The following is a 21,100-nucleotide window of genomic DNA, read 5'->3' on the forward strand; positions in this document are numbered from 1 at the left end:
GCGATGAGATGACCATAGAGGACACCCCCCGCACCCCCCGCACCCAGCCGCCCGTGGCCGCCGTCACCACTCGCCGCATCGACAAGCTGCTCGTGGCCAATCGCGGTGAGATCGCCCGGCGCATCATGCGGTCCTGTCGCGAGCTCGGCATCGCCACGGTCGCCGTGGTCTCCGACCCCGATCGCCATGCGCCGTTCGCCGCCGAGGCCACCGAGATCGTTGTGCTCGGCGGATCGACACCCGCCGAGTCGTACCTGCGCATCGACGCGATCATCGCCGCGGCGGAGCGGACCGGCGCCGACGCGATCCACCCCGGATACGGCTTCCTCGCCGAGAACGCCGAGTTGGCTCGACGCTGCGCGACGGCAGGGATCGCGTTCGTCGGGCCGTCGCCCGAGGTGATTGATGCCATGGGCTCGAAGATCGAAGCCAAGAAGCTCATGGCCGCGGCCGGGGTCCCGGTCCTGGGCGGCTTCACCGTAACCGAGGGGATCTCCGCTGAAGTGCTGACCGCCGAGGCCGACGCCCTGGGTTGGCCGCTCCTGGCGAAGGCCTCCTCCGGCGGAGGCGGCAAGGGCATGCGGGTGGTCGGTGATCCGGCTGGCCTGATCTCGGCGGTCGCCGCGGCCCGGCGAGAGGCGCTCTCCGCCTTCGGGGACGACACGCTGTTCCTCGAGCGTTACGTCGAGAACTCCCGTCATGTGGAGATCCAGATCTTCGGCGACCATCACGGCCACGTCGTGGCCCTGTTCGAACGTGAGTGCTCGATCCAGCGGCGCCACCAGAAGATCCTGGAGGAGAGCCCTTCGCCCGCACTGGACCAGGCGCTCCGCCGGCGGATGTGCGACGCCGCGACGGCGGCTGGCAAGGCGCTCGGCTATGTCGGAGCCGGGACCGTCGAGTTCCTGCTGTCCCCCGGAGGTCAGTTCTTCTTCCTGGAGGTCAACACACGGCTTCAGGTCGAGCACGCGGTCACCGAGCTCGTGACCGGCCTGGACCTCGTCCAGCTGCAGATTCAGGTCGCCGAGGGTGCCCCGTTGCCGCCGTCGGCCCTCGAGCCGAAGCTGACCGGGCACGCAATCGAGGTGCGGCTATACGCCGAGGACGCCGAGCGCGACTTCCTGCCGCAGACCGGCCGGCTTGACCGGTTCGAGATCCCAGCTGCACCGGGGATCCGCGTCGACGCCGGCGTGGCCTCCGGCTCCGAGATCGGCGTCTACTACGACCCGATGATCGCGAAGGTGGTCGCCCGCGGAACGACGCGGGAGGACGCTGCACGGCGACTCTCTCGCGCGCTGCGGGACAGCGAGCTGCACGGCCTGGTGACCAACCGGGACTTCTTGGTGCGGCTGCTCGAGCATCCGGAGTTCCTGGCGGGCGACATCGACACCCACTTCCTGCAGCGCCACCCAGCATCCGTGCTCGGGGCCCCGCTGCTCGCGGGTCTGCAGGCACAACTGTGCGCCGTGGCCGTCGCGCTGGCGGGACAGGCCGAACGGCGCGCCACGGCGGGGGTGCTTCGGCGCGTTCCCAGTGGCTTTCGCAACAACCCTTCGCAGCTGCAGCCGACCACTCTGGAGGGCCCTGCGGGGCCGGTGCTCGTCGAGCACCGCCTCGAGCGGGCCGGCTGGCGGATCCGGATCGACGGGGAGGAGCCGGAGGGGCTGGAGGTCCATGGCTGCCGGCCGGACGCCGTGGAACTCGCAGTCGACGGGGTCGTCCGCCGCTATCGCGTCCATCACGTCGGCGAGCACTGGTGGGTCAACACCGGCTTTGGTCAGTGCCACTTCGTCGAGCTGCCGCGGTTCCCGGACGTCGAGGACGAGGCGGCCGCCGGGTCACTCTCCTCGCCGATGCCGGGCACCGTCCTGCGGGTGACGGTCGAGGCCGGGGACGCGGTCGAGCGCGGGACCCCGCTGCTGGTCATCGAGGCGATGAAGATGGAGCATGAGATCGTCGCGCCGGTCGCGGGCACCGTCACGGAGATTCCGGTCGAGGCCGGGCAGCAGGTCGAGGCGGGGATGATTCTCGCGGTGATCGACCCCGCCGAGGCCGAGTCGGCCGCGTAGCGGTCATGTGACGATCAGGTCGATCGGGACCGCGGCACGGCGCTGGTGGAGCGCCACTCGGCCGCGGTCGTGACGCGGATCGAGACCGCTGCGACGGACGACCCGTCGTCCAGTTCGTCGTCGTCCAGATCAATGTCCAGGTCGAGCCGCAGATCTTCGCCGCCGGCGAGCATCAGGGTCTTCGCCGCGAGACCGGCCGACGTGTCGACGCCGACGCGGCCGACGTCCCACGTCACGACGGTCGCAGTGCTCAGCTTGAGAATCGCGGCGCAGTCCTGCGTGCTCTCCGCGATGGACCTCCAGCCGCACTTCGACGAGTTCCCGACGGCGTCAGTGGAAGAGCGCTGGCTCGAGCATCCCGCGCGGCAGCCGACGCGGAGCTCCGTCGAGCGGTTGCACTCCATCACGGATCGGGGCGAGGCCATCGTCGCCACCAACCTGTGCTGCGAGCCGACCGTCAAGCTCGAGATCGGCTCCGAGAGGTCAGCGAAGAGGTCGGCTTCGACGTCGACGGATACACGATCCAGCACGAGATGTCACCCATGACGGGGCCTTATGGTGACCACCGACGACGCGCTGATCTGTGCTCCGATCCGGCGGGACGCGATGGTGCACCTGAGGTAACACGCAGCAGCCGTCTCGGGAGCACAGGAGGGGGCCGCCGGAAGGCGCCTCCCTGGCGTGCGTGGGAGCGTGGTGCGCCCGCCGTCAGGCCGGACGGAAGCAGGGCAGCGTCACGCCCTCATCCACCGGTACGCACACGAGCTGGACCGTCATGTCGAAGTCCACGACGCTCGGGTCTGCCCCCGCGACCAACCGGCTGATCATCCGGGGGCCCTCCTCGAGCTCGACCAGCAGGACGGCGTAGGGGGTCTCGTCTTTGAAGGCCGGTCCCGGCGCCCGGTGCACGACGCTGAAAGAGTGCACGGTTCCGCGGCCGCTCGCTGCGCGGTGCTCGAGGTGGCTGGAGCCGCAGATCCGGCACATGCCCTGCTGGTAGTAATGGATCGCAGAGCACGACAGGCAGTGCTGCAGCAGCAGTTCGCCGCGGGCCAGCCCGGCCCAGAACTCGGCGGTGTCGGCGTCCGGCATCGGCAGCGGTTTCGCGGCGGCCTGCTCGGGCGTGATCATCGCGTGGCCTCGGTGCCGAGGATGACGGTGGCGTTCGCCGCCCAGCCGGCGCCGAGGCAGTGCACGAGGCCGAGCTCCGCGTCGGGGACCTGGCGGTCACCGCAGGCGCCACGGAGCTGAGCGATGACCTCGTGGAAGTGAAACAGCGACCCGGGGAGGCCGGCGTGCGCGAACGAGAGCAGTCCGCCATGGGTGTTGACCGGCACGGTGCCTCCGTACGTGATGTGGCCATCGGCGACGAACGGGCCGCCGTCACCCTTGGCGCAGAAGCCGAGATCCTCGAGCGCCATGATGACCGTCCCGGTAAAGCAGTCGTAGACGCCGGCGACGTCGATGTCTGACGCGGTGCAGCCCGCCATCGCGTACGCCTTGGCACTCGACAGCGCAGCGCCGGTCGACGTGATCGACGGCATCAGGAAGATGTGCTCGTGCGTGTACGCCTCGCCGGCACCAAGGAGGTAGACGGCGTTCTCGATCCCGAGCGAGGCGGCGTCCTCGGCCGAGGCGAGGATGAACGCTGCACCGCCGTCGGAGATCAGCGAGCAGTCGAGCTTGTGGTAGGGCGTCGTCACCATCTTCGACGAGAGCACGTCATCGATGGTGATCGGCGCGGTCATCTGAGCGCCCGGCGTGCGGGCGGCGTGCTCTCGGTGGACGACCGCGACCTGCGCGAGCTGCTCGGGCGTGGTGCCGTAATCCCTCATGTGGCGATGCGCCGTCATCGCGAACGTGTTCGCGACCGGGATCCCGAACGGCATCTCGTATTGCTGGTCACGGCTTTCGCTCATCGACCGCAGCGCGAGATCCGGCGTCAGGCCCGTGAGCAGGCTGTCCCCGGCAGCGACGAGGACGTAGCGCGCCAGGCCGCCGGCGATCGCGGCGGCGCCGATACCGAATGCCGTCGCTGCCGTCGCGCCCGAGACCTGAAGCGTGTTCGAGAACGTCGGCTGGATACCGAGGTACTCGCTCAGCGCGACGCTGAAGCGGTGAAACGGTGAGGCGAACGCTCCCGCAGACAGCACGCCGTCCAGATCGGACTTCGTCAACCCTGCATCTTCCAGCGCTGTGTTCGCGGCGTCGGCGGCGAGCCACAGCGGGCTGCGCCCGGGAACGCGGCCGACGGGGGAGAGCCCACAGCCGATGATGGCGGTCTTGCCGCGAAGCGTGCTCATGAGAGGCCGACGTGCGAGGGGGTCACGAGACCGGCCTGTAGACCGTTACGACCGCAGCACCGCCGAGCCCGATGTTGTGCTGCAGCGCGATCTTCGCGCCCTGCACCTGGTGCTTGTCGGCTGTGCCGCGCAGCTGCCAGGTGAGCTCGGCGCACTGAGCGAGGCCGGTGGCTCGCGCACTGAGCGAGCCCGGTGGCTCCGAGGGGATGCCCCTTGGAGATCAGGCCCCCCGACGGATTGACGACCGGGCCATCTCCGCCATACGTCGTCGCCTCACGGTCGACGAGTAGGTGTCCCTCGCGTTCGGCGGCGAAGCCGAGTGCCTCGTACGTGATCAACTCGTTGGCCGAGAAGCAGTCGTGGAGCTCGCACACATCGACCTGGACAGCATCGACCTCTGCCTCCGCGTGCGCCTTGCGGGCGGCCTCGGCGCTCATGTCCGACCCGCAGATCGTGATGCAGTCGGCTGTCTCGTCGAACGTCGACGAGAGGTCGGTCACCATCGCCTGGCCGGCGATCTCGATCGCGCGGTCCCATAGGTCGTGCTCATCGACGAAGCGCTCGGAGACGACGATCGTCGCCGCGCTGCCGTCGCCCGTCGGCGAGCACTGCAGCTTCGTGAGCGGGGCGTGGATCATCCGCGCCTCCTTGATGTCCTGAAGGCTGTGCTCGTCCTGAAACTGAGCGTATCGGTTGTCGACGGAGTGCTTGTGGTCCGTCCACCCGATCCACGCGAACTGGTCCGCCGTCGAGCCGTACTTCTGCATGTGGTCGCGGCCCGCGCTCCCGAACATCTGCGGGGCGAACGGCACCTCCTCAGGCGCACGAATCTCGGACATGCGTTCCATGTGCTTGTCCATCGCCTGCGTGCGGTCGGTGTATCTCATGCCGGGGGAGCCGCGCTCCGTCTTCTCGAATCCGATCGCCAACGCACAGTCGGCCAGCCCACCATTGATGACCTGGCGCGCTATGTAGAGCGCGCTTGAACCGGTGGAGCAGTTGTTGTTCACGTTGACCACCGGAATGCCGGTCAGACCGAGTTGATAGATCGCCCGTTGACCGTCGGTCGAATCGCCGTAGCAGTAGCCGGCAAACGCCTGCTCGACCTTCTCATAGGGAAGGCCGGCGTCGGCGGGCGCCATCTCGCCGGCCTCGTTGGCCCAGTCCGGGTAGTCGCCCTCCTTGGTGTCGGGCTTGTCGAACTTCGTCATGCCGACGCCGACCACGAAAGTGCGGTTGCTCATGCCCTCTTGACGTTCGTCACAGTGGTCGGGTTGGTGAACATACGTTCTCCTTCGCTCGATGTGTGGAGCGTCCTGGTCGTAACAGCCGACGCGGGATAGGCTCGCGCTCCGCTCGCGTCCCAACGATAACGGCCGTTACCGAATAGTGCACGCCGGACGTGGTCGGGCGGTAGGTGTGCGCCAAGGCCGCGTCAAGCGCGGAACCCAACGAGAAAGTGACGGTGGAGTGCCATGAGCAACGTGACGTCGCCCTTCCTGCAACACGGCCGCGAGGTCTTCGTCGTCGATGCGGTTCGCACGCCGATCGGCCGCGCCCATCCCGAAAAGGGCGCCTTCCGCGACACGCACGCGGTCACGCTTCTGCGGGAGTGCCTCACCGCGCTCATGGACCGGTCCGGCATCGAGCCCGCGGAGGTCGACGACGTGATGACGGGCTGCGTGAACCAGTTCGGCGAGCAGTCGCGCAATATCGCGCGGAGCGCCTGGCTGGCGGCCGGCTACCCCTACGAGGTCCCGGCGACTACGGTCGACCGGCGGTGCGGCTCCGCGCAGTCGGCGATGGCGTTCGCCGCCGCGATGATCGCGTCCGGGACCCTGGACGTGGTCGTCGCGGCGGGTGTGGAGCACATGCAGCACATCCCGATCGACGCCCACGTCAAGGTCTCCGACCTCTACGGCTCGCCATGGCCTCCGGACCTGCTGGAGCGCTACGACTTCATCCCACAGGGCCTGAGCGCGGAGCTCATCGCCGATCGGTGGGACATCTCACGCGAAGCGATGGACGAGCTTGCCGTCGGTTCCCATGCACGGGCAGTGCAGGCTGCCGAAGAGGGCCGCTTCGCCCGTGAGCTCGTTCCGGTCGAGACCCCACACGGCACGGTCGCCCTGGACCAAGGGCTGCGCCCGACGACCTCGATGGAGAGCCTCGGCGCTCTGCGCACGGTGTTCAAGGAGGACGGACGGATCACGGCCGGCACGTCTTCGCAGCTCTCCGACGGCGCTTCGGCGGTGCTGTTCGCGGGGCGCGACGCCGTCGATCGGCTCGGCCTCGTCCCGCGCGCGCGCATCGTCGATCAGGTGACCGTCGGCGTCGATCCGATCATCATGCTCACCGGTCCGATCCCTGCCACGCGGAAGCTCCTCAGGCGCACCGGCCTGACCATCGACGACCTCGACCTGATGGAGGTCAACGAGGCGTTCGCCTCGGTGGTCCTGGCATGGCAGCGCGAGCTCGGGGCCGATCTCGAGAAGACAAACGTCAACGGCGGCGCGATGGCGCTCGGGCACCCTGTCGGCTCGACGGGGACCCGGCTGACCGCCACGCTGCTGAACGACTCGAGCGGGCCGACCACGAACTCGGTCTGATCACGATGTGCTGCGGCGGCGGGTTCGGGACCGGCACGATCATCCAGCGGGTCTGATATGACGGGCGACGGGCCAGCCGCCGCCGGACCCTCCGGCGGCGGCGCCCGGCGGCCCAGACTCCAGTGGGTGTCGGGTCCCGGAAAGGTAGAGGGCCGGCGAGCCTCCGGCGAGGTCGTGGGCTTGACTGACCACCACGACGGCGTGGACCGCGTGGTGGATGACCACGTCGATGGAGGGCGCCGGCCATGTCGCTGGGTGGGCTGGATTAGCATGTGTCCAGGGCGGCGGTTGCGGTGCTGGACACCGTGACCGGGAACTGGCGCGGCGCTCGCTGCCGGGTCCGCAGGTAGATGTGTGCGCGCCGGGGACGATCCCGACCGTGGGCGGCGGCTCGAGCTCCCGGGTGAGGACCAACGCCCGCGACGCCATGGACTCGCAAGGTCGCACGCCGCAGGTCAGTTGACGCTGGTGGGGGCTCAGTCGGTCGAGCAGGAGCGTGCGCGGAGACCCGCAGCCTTGAGCGGTTCTTCAAGCCGCGGCAGGTCGCCACTTCGGATGTCCACACCCAGCATCACCCTGCACACCGCCACCGCGACGAAAAGCTGCCCATCGCTCCGGCAAGGACATTTATCCGCACGTACTGCGGCACACCTGCGCGATGACGTCGCTTCAGGCCGGAGCCGACACCACGGTCATCGCGCTCTGGCTCGGACACGCCGACGTTCGCTCCACCCAGACCTACCTCCACGCCGACCTGACCATCAAAGAACGCGCCCTCGCCAGAGTCACCCCGACCGACATCGCCCCCGGCCGCTAGCAGCCGCCCGACACGCTGCTCGCCTTCCTCGAAGCCCTGTGACCATGCCGACGCGATCGACCGGCAGAGCCCCACCACGCCTGCCCCGGACCGAGTCCTCGGCATAGGTCCAACTATGCCGACGTCGGCATAGTTGGACGACATCGGGATGCTGCCCGTCGGCGTGGGCTTGCGGGCATGGAACGCCGCCCGCTTGGGGTTGGGGCTCAGGCGGCGCACTCAATCGCAGAGCAGTCCCGGCAGCGCGGTCACTTCGCGGCGGAGGCGAGCAGAAACAGGCCGAAGCTGGTGTAGCCGACCATCACGGCCAGCATCCAGCGTTGGGACCGCGCGGCGCGGCGGTGGTCGGGGAACAGCACGAGGGCGCGGTCGTGAGCCAGGATGAGCCCGGCGATGTGGCCAGAGACGAGCGCTGTGACCTGTAGGCCCCAGATGATGCCGCGCGGAAGCGGGCGCGGGTCGATCGTCCAGTGGGCTGTGCCCAGGAGGTCCGCGCCGTGGCCGAGCGGGTCGGAGACGAGCGCGGCGATCGCCTGGCCTTGGACGAGCAGGAACGTGAGGTAGTGCGCGAGTGCGTAGGCGCATGCGATCGGGATCAGGGAGTGCGCGAACGCGCGCGTCAGCGCGACGGATCGACGCGTGCCGAGTTCGGCGCGCATGCCCCGCACGCCGAGTGCGAAGACGCCGGCGATGACGGCGATCATGACGATGAGCCCAAGCGACGCCGCCGCTTCGGAAGCCGTCGGGAGGCTCAGGCCCAGGCGGGTGAAGGTGTGTTGCAGGTGCGGCGCGAGATCGCGCCACGGCAGCGTTCCCGAGAGCCCGTCGAAGCCGGTCGATCCGAGCATGACGCACAGCAGCGCAACGGTGCCGGGGACCGCGGTGAGCGTCGTCGTCCCGCTGAGCAGCGGCTGGCGGCGCAGTTCGCGCGGGAGGCGGCGCAGCGCAGAGAGGCGTGCGAAGAGGTTGAAGTAGACGGCGAAGCCGTCGGCGCGCGAGGTCCAGGCGTCGACTCCGAAGAACGCGATGCCGACAAGTTGCACGCCGGCGTAGGTCAGTGCGAGTTGTGCCAGGGTCGAAGGGTCCCCGCGGTGGGTGTAGGCCAGTTCGAGCCAGGCGAAGGCGAAGATCGCCGCGGTTGCGGGCCAGCGGCCGAGGCGGTCAGGGTAGGGCAGCGGGGCGCCGATCCGCCCGGGGCCGGCGCGCTGGGTCAGCCATCCCGTGCCGCGCGCGATCGCTCGCCACGGGTTGAACAGCGCAAACACGTCGCCCAAGAGCAGGCTCAGCGGCACGAGCGCGATCCAGAAGACGACGTAGACAAATGCGGGAAGCAGGTTGCCGTCCGGGTCGGCCGACCCGGCCAGGCCGCAGTACATCAGGCCCGCGAACATCGCGACGCCGAGGGCGCCGCAGCACGGTTCCAGCGCAGCAGGAAGGCTGGCGACCCAGCGCGACGGAGCACCCTCCAGCCGGGGTTCGTTCCACAGCCGCGCAAGCCCCCAGAACGATGCGACGAGCACGATCGACGCGGCCCACGCGAACAGGTAGCCGGGCACCGGCACTCCCGGTGGGCTTGACAGGCCGTGCGCGCCGGCCGCGGCCGGCCAGGTGCCCACGGCCACCGCAATCGCTGTCGCGAGGAGCGCGGAGCGTCTCATCGGGCAAGCGCGCCGGGCGCCGGGCGGCGAACGCGCGCGGCGAGGAGAACTGCCGCGGCGACGACGGCCGCCAGCGACAGCAGGTAAGCGGTGCGCGTCGCGTGGTCGCCATGTCTGGCGCCGGTCAGGGCGGGGTGGACGAGGCGGAGACCGTCGGCGACCGCTACGCGTTCGACGGCGGCGGTCGCGGCGGCGGTCAGCGTGGTTGAGTCGGCCGAGATCGGACGCCTCGACGCCGCGAGCGCTCGTTGAGCCGCCGTCGTTGCGGCAGGGCCGATGAGCCCGAAGCCTGCCGGCATGGCGATCAGCAGGCTGGAGTGCTGCTCTCGGAGGTAGGGTTGGATCTCGCGGCCCAGGAACGTCGCGTAGGCCTGCGGATGCCCGAACAGCGACGTGACCGCGCCGAGATCGGCGGGCGAGCCGATGACGGCGACTTTGATCGCGAGGCGCTCGCGCGTCGCCTCGCGCAACAGTGCCCCAAGCCGTGTCGCGGTCTGCGACTGCACGGGGGGCGCATAGGGCAGGAAGACCGCTGCGCTCGGCAGCGTGTCGCTCGCGGGGTCGCCGTCAGCGATCGCCGGAGCGGCTGGGAGCAACATGGCGAGCACGGCGAGCAGTGGAAGTCTCGATCGGGCGGGCATCGAGCGAAAGTCTAGGTGCGTGGGTTGTTACGCGCTTTCGTGGTGCGTGTGGGTGTGGGCGTGCGGTCGCGCCCGGCCCGGAGCGTAGGATCAGGCTGGCGAGCATGTCGTGGTCTGTGCGGCGCTGGTCCGGTGCTGCACCGCGAGTGCTGCGCGGCCGTGTCGGGCGTGAGCGGGCCTGTGGGTCCCGTCCGGAGGCCGCTACCCGGTCGGGATGAGCGCCAAGCCGCCGTTGCGGTGCAGTTTGAGGAGGTTTGTGGATCGCGCATCCGAACTGCCACTGGCTGCGGGCGGCCGAAGTGCCGCAGGTCAGCATGCGACGGGCGTCCTGGGTGGTGTCTAGCCCGGATTGGGCATGAGACAGGTGCGGCCCCGATGATCGGGGCCGCGGAACTGTCCGCCTGAGCAGGGATTCTTCAGCTTGCTGAAGGACGAAGAACGAACTCAGGGAACCACCTTGAAGGTGACGCGCGACGGGCGCCGTTTCACAGTAGACGTCCGGTCGGACGGAGACGGACTGTGGCGTGATCCGGGAGCGGCTGTTCGGGGTCTGGTGGCTCGTCGTGCTTGAGGCGGCCGGTCGCGATGTAGGCGTCCAGGTCGTGCTCCGCGTCGCTGTCGACGTTGGCTTCGGAGAAGTAGCCCGCATCGGCGGTCAACGCGACGTCGGCGGGCAGTTCGGCGTCTACTGCGGCGAGGTTCTCGGTGAGCTGCTCGAGCATCGGGTCAAGCAGCGGGCAGTCAGCAGCCATCGCGAACGCGTCGGGCGGCGACGATCACCTGCGTGGTCGAGTCGACGATCGCCTGACCGTGGAAGCAGAGGTTCGAATCCTCTTGGGTGCGCTCTCCGGCGCGCTCCGAGACCCCCCGTGCTGGAGGGCATTTTCGGTGCTGATCGAACCCCGTGGGTGGCAACACGGGTGGCAACAGCGATCGGGTCATGCTCGGCGGCGGAAGTGGCTGGGTGGTGCGCCGCGCCAGCGTTTGAAGGCGTGTGTGAAGCTGGCGGTCTCGGAGTAGCCCAGGCGGGTCGCGACTTCGTCGACGGTGAGGCCGGTGTTGGACAGCAGCTCGATGGCGAGCGTCTCGCGGACCTCGGTGACGAGCGCGCGGAACGATGTGCCTTCGCGTTCGAGGTGGCGGCGCAGCGTCCTGGGGTCGACGTGGAGCTGTTGGGCGACGGCCTGCATCGAGGGTTGGTCGGCGGGGTCGCGTAGCAGGCGCGATCGCACCGTCGCGGCCATGCCGTGTCGCCGCTGGCGGCGCTGGAGCATCTCGCGGCACTGGCGTTCGCACATGTCGGCGGTGTGGGCGTCTGCCGACGCCAGTGACTGGTCGAGCACCCGGCGCGCGAACACGATCGCGTTCTCGGGCATTCCGAACTTGACCGAGACGCCGGCCAGCGCACCGCCGAGTGGCTGGCCGCGGGCGCGATCAACACGCAACTCAGCACGGACGGAGGCCTGGTTGAGGTCGCCCACCAGCAGCGGCGCGATCTGCATGGTCGCGGCGAGGTCCCGGTCGAAGAGGAAGGCGCGGACGTCTGCCGGGATCTCGTCGTCGGCGAAAACGATGCGTCCCTCGGTGTCGTTCTCTTCCAGTGACAGCCGCACGAACGCCGAGCTGAGCGCGACGTAGCGCAGGGCGACGGTGATGGCGGCTCGGACCGTCGGGCTGGCGAGCAGCGCGAAGCCGAGGATGCCGGCGCTCGCAACGGTGTAGCGCAGGCCGGCGTCGACGCCCAGGCCGGGGCGGTCGCCGGCGCAGCCGATCAGGTTACGCGCAATCGCGAGCTCCTGGCCGGCCTCGAGCAGCGATTCGCCGTCGTGCAGATCATCCAACGAAAGGCCGGTGCCGCGCAGCAGGCGTTGCGCTGATACGTCGTGCGCCACGCCGGTCTCGACGATCATGCGTGCCGCGGCCGGGGCGCGCCGGAAATCCCACGAAGGCTGCCCGTCGCTCGGCATTGTCCGAAACTATCAACTCGGCTCCGGGGTGCTCACCCCAGGGCGCGGCCGCGGCATTCCGCGGGACCGAGGACGACACGAGCGCCTGGAACGCGTGCCAGAGCGCCATCATGCAGCGGGCGTTGCGACCCGCTCAGTGGAATGGATCTCATAGTCCTCCAAGCGCGGCTGGGAGAGCATCGCGCGGTGGCGGTCCGGCGTCCATGGCCACAGCTCGGGGACACCGTCGGCGCCGAGATACCAGCTGCTGCAACCGGTGCTCCAGACGGTGCCGGGCATCGCCGCGCGCATGTCGGCGTTGAAGCGGGTGGTCGCGTCTTCGGTCGGCGCGACCGTGTCGAGCTGCCCGGCGCGCCAGCGCTCGATCCAGGCCAGGACGTGGTCGGCCTGGGTCTCGGCGATCTCGGTGAGGCTGTAGTTGCCGACCGGGCTGTGCGGCCCCATCAGCGTGAAGAAGTTCGGGAACCCCGGCAGCGCGACGGTCAGATACGCGCGCGGCCCGTCCTTCCACGCCTCGGTGAGCGTCAGCCCGTCGTTGCCGGTGAGCTGCATCGGGCGCATGAACGCGTGCGCGTCAAAGCCGGTCGCCAGGGCGATCACGTCGACCTCGTGCAGCGTGCCGTCAGTCGTGACGATGCCCGCCGGCTCGATGCGCTCGATCCCATCGGTCACCAGCGCGACGTCGTCGCGCTGGATTGCCTTGTAGAACGCCGACGACGCGACCAGCCGCTTGCACATCGGCTGATAGTCGGGGGTCAGCGCGGCGCGCAGCGCCGGGTCGCGGACCGTGCGCAGATGCAGACGGCAGATCGCCTGGATGGCCGAGCGCTTGGGGCCGGGAGCGGTCAGCGCTGGGGCCACCCGGTGAGCACCTGCCCGCAAGCTGTCGTAGGCGACCCTGTCCAGTGCCGGGAACCGCCGATGCAGCCAGCGCGTCAGGCTGCTGACGCGCGGGTTGAACATCGGCAAGATCCACTGTGCCGAGCGCTGGAACAGCTTGACCTCACCGGCCACACCGGCCAGCCCCGAGACGATCTGCGCACCGGTCGACCCGGTGCCGACGACGGCTATGCGCTTGCCGTCGAGGGGGACGTCGTGGTCCCACCGTGCCGAGTGGAAGACCGCGCCGGTGAACGAGTCCAGGCCGTCGATCTCGGGGTAGCGCGGGATTCGCAGGATCCCGCAGGCGGAGACGAGGAAGTCGGCGCTCGCGGAGCGGCCGTCGGCGAAGTCAAGCTCCCAGCGGCCGTTCTGGAAATGCGCTGCCGTGACCTCGCGGCCGAGTTCGACGTGCCTACGGATGTCGAGGTCATCGGCAACCTTGTCAAAGTAGCGCCAGATCTCATCGCCGGCCGAGAACCACTGCGACCAGTCCGGGTTCGGGGCGAAGCGGAACTGGTAGAAGCGCGAAGGGACGTCGCACGTCAGGCCTGGGTAGTTGTTGTCGCGCCAGGTGCCGCCGAGGCTGTCGGCCTTCTCGTAGATCGTGAAGGACTCGATGCCGGCGAGCTTGAGCTTGGCGGCCATGCACAGCCCCGACATTCCGGCGCCGATGATCGCGATCTGTGGCGTTCGTGGTGTGCCGTTGGTGCTCATGCCGCGGCCTTCTTGCGATCCAGGAACTCGGCGGTAACGCCGACGCCGGCGTTGTTGACGACGAGGTTGACGAGCCCGAAATCGGACATCACCTCGTCGGCGTGGGCCTGGACCTCGTCGCGCTGGGCGACATCCCGCGCGTAGCCCCTCGCGTCCGCGCCGAGCTTCGCGCACGCAGCCGCGGTCGCCTCAGCGTCGGCGGCGTCGATATCCCAGACCGCCAGTCGCGCGCCACGCCCCGCCAACTCCAGTGCGAGCGCCCGCCCGGTCCCTGACCCGGCGCCGGTGATGACACAGACCCTGCCGTCGAAGTTCTTCATGCGGCCACCGTGCCAGCACCAAGCCGTTTCGTGAATGGTCCGAGCGGACGACTACTTGATCGTTTCGGACAGGCGGACGGTGGGGTGCAGCGCCGCGCCCCGGTTCGGGCAGGTGGTGATCCCCGTGGCCAAAGTGGCCACCGATCCCTCCGTTCCGCGGTGGGGCCACTGCAGTGGCGAGACTCACCTCAAACCCACCACGAACTGGAAGTCCCCCGGTCTGGTGGACAGGTCGGGGTTAGGCCGCGTGAGCGGCCGTTGTTGTAGTCAACAGGGTCTGGTCGGGGGAGGGGGAGAAAGCCGTTCCCGTATCGCGTAGAGGGGTGTTCTCGTAGTCCACGGGGCTGAGCATCCCGAGGCGGGAGTGGCGTCGGCGGCGGTTGTAGAACGTCTCGATGTAGCCGAACACCGCTGTTCGCGCCTCGGTCTTGGTCGGCCACGAGCGGCGGTGGATGAGGTCCTTCTTCAGGCTCGCGTGGAAGCTCTCCATCGCGGCGTTGTCGTAGCAGTCGCCCTTGGATCCCATCGAGATGTCGATGTCCACGCTGCGGCAGCGCTGGGTGAAGATCAGAGACGTGTATTGCCCGCCCTGGTCGCTGTGATGTATCGGCCGCCCGTCGGGCCGGCGCCTGGCGACGGCCATCTCCAGCGCGTCGATGACGAGCTCGGCGCGCATGTGATCGGCCATCGCCCAGCCGACGATCCGGCGGCTGTAGCAGTCCATCACCGACGCCAGGTAGAGCCACCCTTCCCACGTGCGGATGTAGGTGATGTCGGCGACCCACAGCTGGTTGATCCGGGTCGGGTTGAAGTCGCGCTCCACCAGATCGGGTGCGGTCCGCACGCCCTGCACGCGGATCGTGGTGCGTCCGCGCCGTCGTTTGTGCAGGCCCGAGAGGCCGGCGTTGCGCATCAGCCGCTCCACGCGTTTGCGGCCGACCAGAACGTCGTGCTGCAGCCGCAGCTCGGCATGGATCCGCGGGGAGCCATAGGTCTTCAGCGCGTCCGTGTGGATGACCGAGATCTGGTCGGTGAGCGCCGCGTCAGCGACGGCCCGGGCCGACGGCGGCCGAACGATCCAGGCGTGATAGCCCGAGCGCGAGACCGCGAGCACACGGCACATCAGGCTGATCGAGTGGCAGGCCTTGTTCGCCAGAACGAACCGGAAGGCGATCACCGGTTCTTGTTCTCTGCCACGAAGAAGGCCGCTGCTTTTTTTAGGATCTCACGCTCCTCCGCGAGGATCCGGTTCTCCTTGCGCAGGCGCCGCAGCTCCTCGCGCTCGCTGGTGCTCAGGCCCTCCGAGCGACCTTCGTCAGCGTCAAGCTGCTCGCGCCAGCTGCGCAGCGACCCTTCCGAGACTCCGAGCTCCTTCGCCAGCTGCGGGACGGTGCGGCCGCTGGACCGCAGGAGCCGAACGGCCTCCAGGCGGAATTCCAACGAGTACGGCGGGACCTTGGGCATATGCAGACATCCTCTCGGGCTGAGCAACCTCAGCCATCAGATGTCCACGAAACCGGGGGAACTCCACTCTGCGACTAGATGGTTCGTTCCACGGATCGGTCAGGCGTAGTAGGCAGTGAGGTTGCGTGGTGGGCGGCCGAGGCGTTCGTTGAGAGCGATCGCGGCGGTGAGAGCGAGGAACTTGGCGGCCAGGCGGGTGCGGAGCGTGTGGAGCTCGCGGGCGCGGTGGTCCTCGAGGTTGAGCATGTCTTTGCATGTCCAGAAGATCGATTCCACGCATTGCCGGATCGGGGCCAGGTGCGGCTCTTTGCCGGCCTCGTCCTTGCGTCGGGGGCGGACGATCGTGGCGCCGAGCGCGGAGGCTTGGGCGTGGAAGTCGCGGCCGGAGTAGCCCTTGTCGCCGATGACGGTGACCGGGCCGTTGCGGTGGCAGCGGGCGAGCATGTCCAGCGCGACGTCTCGTTCGCCCGTTTTCGGGGAGGTCAGGGCAAGGGCGCGTGGAGTGCCGTCGGTCGCGAACAGGCCGTGCAGGCGGAAGCCCCAGAAGAAGCGGGAATGGCTGGCGCAGTAGCCGTACTCCGCGGCGTTGCCCAGGGCGCTGCGGCGCGTCGTTTCGACCGAGCGACCGCATTCGACCGGTGTGCTGTCGACCACGAGCAGGTCGTCGTCAAAGCCGTTGGTGTGGCGGGCGAACTCGAGGATCAGCGCTTCGATTTTGTCCGACAGGCGCTGGCGGCGTTTGACGAAACCCGGGCGCTTGGGCAGTCGCGGGAACAGGTGCCCCAAGCGATGCGGTGCCATCGCCCAGAACTGCTCGTCAGAGCTGATCCGCAGTACCTGCTGAGCCACGCTCAACGTGACGACCTCCGCGTCGGTCAAGATCCGTTTGGCGTTCTTGCCCTTCGCAGGCAGGAGATCGTCGCAGGTGCAGTAAACAGCGATCAGCAGCAGGTCGAGGTCGGCGTCCATCGAGGCCCCCAGGGTCGGCGTTGGCGAGATAGCACCGCCGACTTCGACCTGCCTGCTTATGTCACCTGCCTACCCGACTCCTCCGCCCCCGCCGTGGAACGAACCATCTAGTGGCGACCAACGACCACCGCGTGCCGTTCAACCACACCATCCCATCGTTCTCCAATTCGATGAGGGCCACGCTGACGAGTCCTGCAGGACCCGGGATGCGCAACCGAAGTTCGTTCAACGTGAGACCGCTGGGAGATCGCGCGATCTCGGTCCGCACGTGCATGCGACGATCTTCAGGTGCGGTCGCCCGCGGCTCCGGCTGACATCCCATCGTCGGAAGGCCGACCGCCTCCTCATCCCCTGCATTGGCTCGGGGAGACAGCCGCTGGCCGCTCCCGTGCTTAAGAGGCGGGCGGAGGTACGCGGCGTTCCGGGCGGCTGACGAGGTCATGCACGATGTATCGCCGCAGATGCGTTGACGAGACATCCCCCGTACGCCCAGACCGGCTCCCCACCCGGCCTAGCCAGCACCCACCATACGCCGGTAGCCGAGCCAGCCCCAGTCAAGTCGTGTGAGGAGCCTGTTGCTCAACCTTTGGTCGATGTGGGAGCACCGTCGGTCGCGGCCATGACCGTGGCGGTCGCTGGCGCTCGCGAGCCCCAGTGCCGTGGTCTCACGTTGCGACGGTCGCCGCCCTGTGCAGCTTCAGGACGTTGTGCGTGGCGGTGATCAACTGCCACTCGGCTTCCACGGCAGCCCTGCCGCGTCTTGAGAATCGGTCGATGCGGCGTAGGTGCTTGACGTAGGCGAACACCGGCTCCACCGTGTACTGCCTGGCCTTGTAGATCCGTTGGCCCTCCGGCGTGGCTAGCAACCCGTTGATCCGGTCGGCGTGCTCGCCCCGTGGCGGCTTGCGCTTTCGGGCGGGCTTCTCACCGCGCTGGCTGGTGGGCGGCACGATCGTCTCGATCCCCGCTTGCTGAGCTGCGGTCATCTGGGGCGTGTTCCAGTAGCCGCTGTCGGCCAGCACCCGCTGCACGGTCTGCTGAATCCCGGCCGCGGCGAGCTCCTCGCGGGCGGCCTGGATCATCGGCCCAAGCTGGGTCTGGTCCGCGGCGCCCGGCGCGATCCTCGCTGCGATCACGATCTGCCCTTCGCCGACGGTCGCCTGCGCGTTGTAGCCCTGGATCAGGCCGCGGGGGCTGCGCACGATCCGGCTGTCGGGGTCGGTCACGTTGACCTTCTTGCGCAGGACACGAAGCTCGCGCTCGTCATGGTTGCGGCTCACAACCCGGCCCTCAGGACGGCGCCCTCGCGCGACCGCTTCGTCATAACGAGCGATCCGCTCAGCACGGGAGTCCTTGACGGCCTGCTGCTCCGCCTCGACCTCGTCCAGCAGCTTGCGGATCCGGCCCGCACGAGTCCGTGGATTTGCAAGCTCGTCGGGAAGCTCATCGCCGCGATGCTCGCCGAGCGCGGCGTCCTCCGCCGCATCGACCCGCTCGGCCTCACCGAGGATCCGCTCCGCCTCCGCTCGCAGCCCTTCGACGGTCATCGACCGCGACAGCGACGCGTTGGCCAACACCTTCGTGCCATCGATGGCGACCGTCCCCGCCTGCACCAGGCCGGCCTTGGCGCAGACGCCGAGGACCTGCGAGAACAGGCCGGCCAACGCGTCCTGATGCCGTGAGCGGAACCGCGCGATCGTGACGTGATCCGGCTGCAGGCCACCGGCGACGACCCGGCTGGCGACGTCCTCCATACAGCGACGCTCGATCTGCCGCGAGGACCGAACCCCGACGCAGTAGCTGTGGACCAGCAGCGCGACCATCACCGCCGGATCAAACGGCGGCCGGCCCTGACCGTCCTGGCGATACACCGCAGCGAACTCGCACAGGTCCAGCTCGTCGACGAGCTCGATCACGAACCACGCCAGATGCCCCTCCGGCAGCCAGTCGCGCATCGACGGTGGCAGCAGCCACTCCTGATCGCGATCGGCCGACACAAACCGTTGCGCCATGACCGAATTCTCCGACGCAGACCGGACGAGTTAAGCAACAGCCTCGTCACGCGACGTGACTCAGGGCCGGGGATGGAACGCGGGCCGGCGACGCGCGATGCTGTTGGCCCGCCCGGCATCCCGTCACCTGCTCCGAGATGCACCCAGAGTGCTCGAGGAGCGCCTCGAGTCGTCCGACGACCCTGAGGCGCTCCCGCTCCTGGTGGGCTCCGCATTGCATCTATGTGCCCCGGCTCGGACTTTGATGCGCCCGTTCACGCTCTTCTCGTGCGACCCCGACACGCGCCACAGCAGTATCCGCGTCCTGCGCCATCGCGTTGTGCACAGCCGACGAGCGGTCACGTGCACCAGGAGCGTCGTCCGAACCCCTCGGCGCACCACACTGCTGATGCTGCCGAGGGTCAGGCCGCGGCTCGTGAAGATCCGCACCCGCCGACGGGCTGTCGATGCAAGTCGGCAGCGGATCCTGATGCCCCGCGCGACCAACGACGCCTCGGCGACCGACCGCGAAGCCCGACAGGAGCCTCCGTCAGCCGGAACGTGCAGCTGACGGTGCTGCATTGCCGGAGGAAAACCCAGATCCCGCACCGCTGCCGCCATGTCGAGCATGCCGTGCCCGTAGGTGAAGTCGACGCCCGGGGTCCCGAGATCCCGGGCGGTCGCCTCGATGCGATCGATGGCCTGGGCGGAGGTGAACCCCAGGCCCATCAGGATCGCCGCGGTCGCCGAGACCTGCGGTGCCGCGTCGGACGTGCCGGCCACCGCGGCGTACCCGCCGCCCATCCGCGTCGAGACGATAGCCTCGTCCGGCCCGCCGATCTCGCCGCCCGGCGCCACGAGATCCACGCGCAGCCCGAAGTTCGAGTAGCTCGCAAGCCGTCGCCGGCGATCGACGGCGCCGACGCAGAGGATCCGCACCTGCACGAGCGGCTGCGCGCACAGGGGCTGGGCGTTGTTACCCGCTGCGGCGACGATCACGACGCCCGCGTTCGCCGCTCGGTCCATCGCCTCGACGATCGTGCTGTCGGGGAGGAGCGCCGCCACGGCGTCCGGGGCCACGCCGAGCGACAGGTTGATGACCTGGGCGCCGCCGGCGACGGCAGCATCGATCCCGCGCGCGACCGTGTCCGTCGTGCCCCCGCCTTTGGCGTCGATCACCCGGATCGCCAGGACGCGCGCGCCGGGAGCCGCTCCCTGGATGCCGATGCCGTTGTGCGCGCGGGCCGCGATGATGCCGGCGACGGCCGTGCCATGACCGGTCGCGTCGGACGGGTCGTCGTCGCCGCCGATGAGGTCCGGGCCCTTGACAACCGCCCCGGCGAGGTCGGGATGGGCCGCATCGACCCCGGTGTCGAGCACGGCGACGGTGACCCCGGTGCCGGTACCGGCACGCTGCGCGAGATCAGCTCCCGTTGCGTCGAGATACCACTGCGTCGCCCGCAGTGGATCGTCGGTCCTGCGCGCGACAGCGGGCGTGGCGGCGACCAGCGCGGTGAGCAGTGCGCCGGTCGCAGCCACGCCCCGCCCCGCGGCACGACGCCTCATCACAGCTGGAACGGGTGGACGTCGGCGAGCGGGCAGCATCGCGGCCGTCCGAGGTGGTAGCCCTGGCCGATCGCGGCGCCGAACCGCAGGGCCGCCTCCACGTGCACCGGCGCCTCGATGCCCTCGGCGATCAGGGTCGCCCCGTGGTCGTGGGCCATGATCGTCATCGCCTCGATGCGCACGCGCTCGGACGCATCCTCGAGCGAGCGGCGGAGGGTGTCGCCGTCGAGCTTCACGACATCCGGCTGCAGCAGGCTGATGGCGTACACCCGGTCGTAGCCCGCGGGCACGTCGTCCACGGCGATCCGGGCGCCGAGCTCACGGATCGCCCCGACGAACCGCCGGACCGCGGTGGCGCCCGGGAGCGGAGCGGTCTCGGTGACGTCGAAGACCAGGCGCGGCCCGACGCCGGGCGCGGCCCGCAGCCAGCGACGCACCGTCGACAGGTACCCGGGAAGCGGGATCGACGCCGACGAGACGTTGACGTAGACGGGCAGGGTCTGCCCGGGGTCGCCCTGCAACTCGTCGATGACCCGCCGGAGGACCGCGAGGTCGATCGCCTCGCTGCGCCCTGTGAGTTCAGCGCGGCGGAGCACGTGGGCGGTCGACCGGCCCGGGAAGCGCGCGAGCGCCTCGGCCCCGACCATGGCTCCGGTGCGGAACTCGATGAACGGCTGGTAGGCGACGTCGATCGCCTGACCGCCACGGGACTCGGTCGGCGCCGGCGTGCGGGGCGGGGTCATGATGGACACGGCTTCTCGTTTCCTCGGGCGACCGTCGTGCGGCCCTGCGCCGCACCATCCGGTTTCTCGCCGTGCTCAGCTTCGGCCGCATCGCGACCCGGTGAGCACCTCCACCGACCGCTGCTCGGCTCCCCTGCGTCGGTGTGTTGCGGTCCGCATGCGGCGGTGCTGCCGCCACCCGCGACGGACCCGGCTCCCGCAGAACGGCGGTAGGCGCACCCGGCACCCGTCGGCGCGCTCCCCCCACCCGCGGGTGGGGCCACCTCCGACCTCGGTGCCGAACCGCCCGGCGATCGGGGCCAAGTTCGGCGAGGGCTGCGGTGGCCGGACGACGGACGCAGGACCGATGAGGACCGTGACCCGGCTGGCGCACCGTAACCGCCAGCC

The 21,100-nt window shown here is 69.4% G+C and carries 16 protein-coding genes and 3 pseudogenes; 4 read left to right on the forward strand and 15 right to left on the reverse strand.

Annotation, left to right across the window (positions count from 1 at the left end; translation table 11 throughout):
- Positions 1 to 53 precede the first annotated feature (53 nt).
- Entirely contained in the window at positions 54 to 2,069 is a 2,016-nt protein-coding gene (locus NBH00_RS08520) for an ATP-binding protein (protein WP_254572912.1), read from the forward strand.
- 14 nt (positions 2,070 to 2,083) lie between these two features.
- Here the strand turns inward: NBH00_RS08520 and NBH00_RS25455 are convergent, their stop codons facing one another.
- Complete coding sequence (locus NBH00_RS25455; RefSeq protein ID WP_367401291.1) at positions 2,084 to 2,242, reverse strand: hypothetical protein; 159 nt, start codon at positions 2,240 to 2,242, stop codon at positions 2,084 to 2,086.
- A gap of 118 nt (positions 2,243 to 2,360) precedes the next feature.
- On the opposite strand from NBH00_RS25455, the gene NBH00_RS25460 reads away from it, so the two are divergent.
- Complete coding sequence (locus NBH00_RS25460; RefSeq protein ID WP_367401310.1) at positions 2,361 to 2,615, forward strand: hypothetical protein; 255 nt, start codon at positions 2,361 to 2,363, stop codon at positions 2,613 to 2,615.
- 162 nt (positions 2,616 to 2,777) lie between these two features.
- Here the strand turns inward: NBH00_RS25460 and NBH00_RS08530 are convergent, their stop codons facing one another.
- From NBH00_RS08530 to NBH00_RS08540, 3 genes and pseudogenes are all read right to left on the reverse strand, one after another.
- The gene (locus NBH00_RS08530; RefSeq protein ID WP_254572914.1) at positions 2,778 to 3,200 is read right to left on the reverse strand and encodes a Zn-ribbon domain-containing OB-fold protein; all 423 of its coding nucleotides are present in this window, start codon (positions 3,198 to 3,200) and stop codon (positions 2,778 to 2,780) included.
- On the reverse strand, positions 3,197 to 4,372 hold the full coding sequence (locus NBH00_RS08535; RefSeq protein WP_254572915.1) for a thiolase C-terminal domain-containing protein: 1,176 nt from the start codon (positions 4,370 to 4,372) through the stop codon (positions 3,197 to 3,199). Before NBH00_RS08535 ends, NBH00_RS08530 begins: the two co-directional genes overlap by 4 nt.
- Before the next feature lie 22 nt (positions 4,373 to 4,394).
- Positions 4,395 to 5,616 (reverse strand): annotated as a pseudogene (locus NBH00_RS08540) (thiolase C-terminal domain-containing protein).
- Positions 5,617 to 5,847: 231 nt separating this feature from the next.
- On the opposite strand from NBH00_RS08540, the pseudogene NBH00_RS08545 reads away from it, so the two are divergent.
- Both NBH00_RS08545 and NBH00_RS08550 read left to right on the forward strand, forming a co-directional pair.
- A pseudogene (locus tag NBH00_RS08545) lies at positions 5,848 to 7,037 on the forward strand (thiolase family protein).
- 602 nt (positions 7,038 to 7,639) lie between these two features.
- Positions 7,640 to 7,798: a site-specific integrase gene (locus NBH00_RS08550; protein ID WP_254572918.1), complete on the forward strand. Its 159-nt coding sequence runs from the start codon at positions 7,640 to 7,642 to the stop codon at positions 7,796 to 7,798.
- A gap of 248 nt (positions 7,799 to 8,046) precedes the next feature.
- Here NBH00_RS08550 and NBH00_RS08555 read toward each other — a convergent pair whose 3' ends face one another.
- The 11 genes and pseudogenes from NBH00_RS08555 to NBH00_RS08605 form a co-directional block, all read right to left on the reverse strand.
- Positions 8,047 to 9,354: a fenitrothion hydrolase gene (locus NBH00_RS08555; RefSeq protein WP_254572919.1), complete on the reverse strand. Its 1,308-nt coding sequence runs from the start codon at positions 9,352 to 9,354 to the stop codon at positions 8,047 to 8,049.
- A gap of 98 nt (positions 9,355 to 9,452) precedes the next feature.
- Positions 9,453 to 10,097, reverse strand: coding sequence for a hypothetical protein (locus NBH00_RS08560; RefSeq protein ID WP_254572920.1), 645 nt, complete (start codon positions 10,095 to 10,097; stop codon positions 9,453 to 9,455).
- A gap of 485 nt (positions 10,098 to 10,582) precedes the next feature.
- Positions 10,583 to 10,819, reverse strand: coding sequence for a hypothetical protein (locus NBH00_RS08565; RefSeq protein WP_254572921.1), 237 nt, complete (start codon positions 10,817 to 10,819; stop codon positions 10,583 to 10,585).
- Between the two features lie 216 nt (positions 10,820 to 11,035).
- The gene (locus NBH00_RS08570; protein ID WP_254572922.1) at positions 11,036 to 12,007 is read right to left on the reverse strand and encodes an AraC family transcriptional regulator; all 972 of its coding nucleotides are present in this window, start codon (positions 12,005 to 12,007) and stop codon (positions 11,036 to 11,038) included.
- 165 nt (positions 12,008 to 12,172) lie between these two features.
- Positions 12,173 to 13,660, reverse strand: a complete 1,488-nt coding sequence (locus tag NBH00_RS08575; RefSeq protein WP_254572923.1) for a flavin-containing monooxygenase — start codon at positions 13,658 to 13,660, stop codon at positions 12,173 to 12,175.
- On the reverse strand, positions 13,657 to 13,980 hold the full coding sequence (locus NBH00_RS08580) for an SDR family NAD(P)-dependent oxidoreductase (RefSeq protein ID WP_254572924.1): 324 nt from the start codon (positions 13,978 to 13,980) through the stop codon (positions 13,657 to 13,659). The genes NBH00_RS08575 and NBH00_RS08580 overlap by 4 nt, the downstream gene beginning before the upstream one ends.
- A gap of 328 nt (positions 13,981 to 14,308) precedes the next feature.
- A pseudogene (locus NBH00_RS08585) lies at positions 14,309 to 15,444 on the reverse strand (IS3 family transposase); the annotation flags it as partial.
- A gap of 99 nt (positions 15,445 to 15,543) precedes the next feature.
- Positions 15,544 to 16,413, reverse strand: a complete 870-nt coding sequence (locus NBH00_RS08590; protein WP_254569017.1) for an IS982 family transposase — start codon at positions 16,411 to 16,413, stop codon at positions 15,544 to 15,546.
- A 665-nt stretch (positions 16,414 to 17,078) separates the two neighbouring features.
- Complete coding sequence (locus tag NBH00_RS08595) at positions 17,079 to 18,425, reverse strand: transposase (protein WP_254570003.1); 1,347 nt, start codon at positions 18,423 to 18,425, stop codon at positions 17,079 to 17,081.
- A 123-nt stretch (positions 18,426 to 18,548) separates the two neighbouring features.
- Positions 18,549 to 19,943, reverse strand: coding sequence for a S8 family serine peptidase (locus tag NBH00_RS08600; RefSeq protein ID WP_254572925.1), 1,395 nt, complete (start codon positions 19,941 to 19,943; stop codon positions 18,549 to 18,551).
- Positions 19,944 to 19,969: 26 nt separating this feature from the next.
- Positions 19,970 to 20,713, reverse strand: a complete 744-nt coding sequence (locus tag NBH00_RS08605; protein WP_254572926.1) for an EAL domain-containing protein — start codon at positions 20,711 to 20,713, stop codon at positions 19,970 to 19,972.
- Positions 20,714 to 21,100: the final 387 nt, after the last annotated feature.

This window comes from Paraconexibacter antarcticus (assembly GCF_024220175.1).
Lineage (GTDB): Bacteria > Actinomycetota > Thermoleophilia > Solirubrobacterales > Solirubrobacteraceae > Paraconexibacter > Paraconexibacter antarcticus.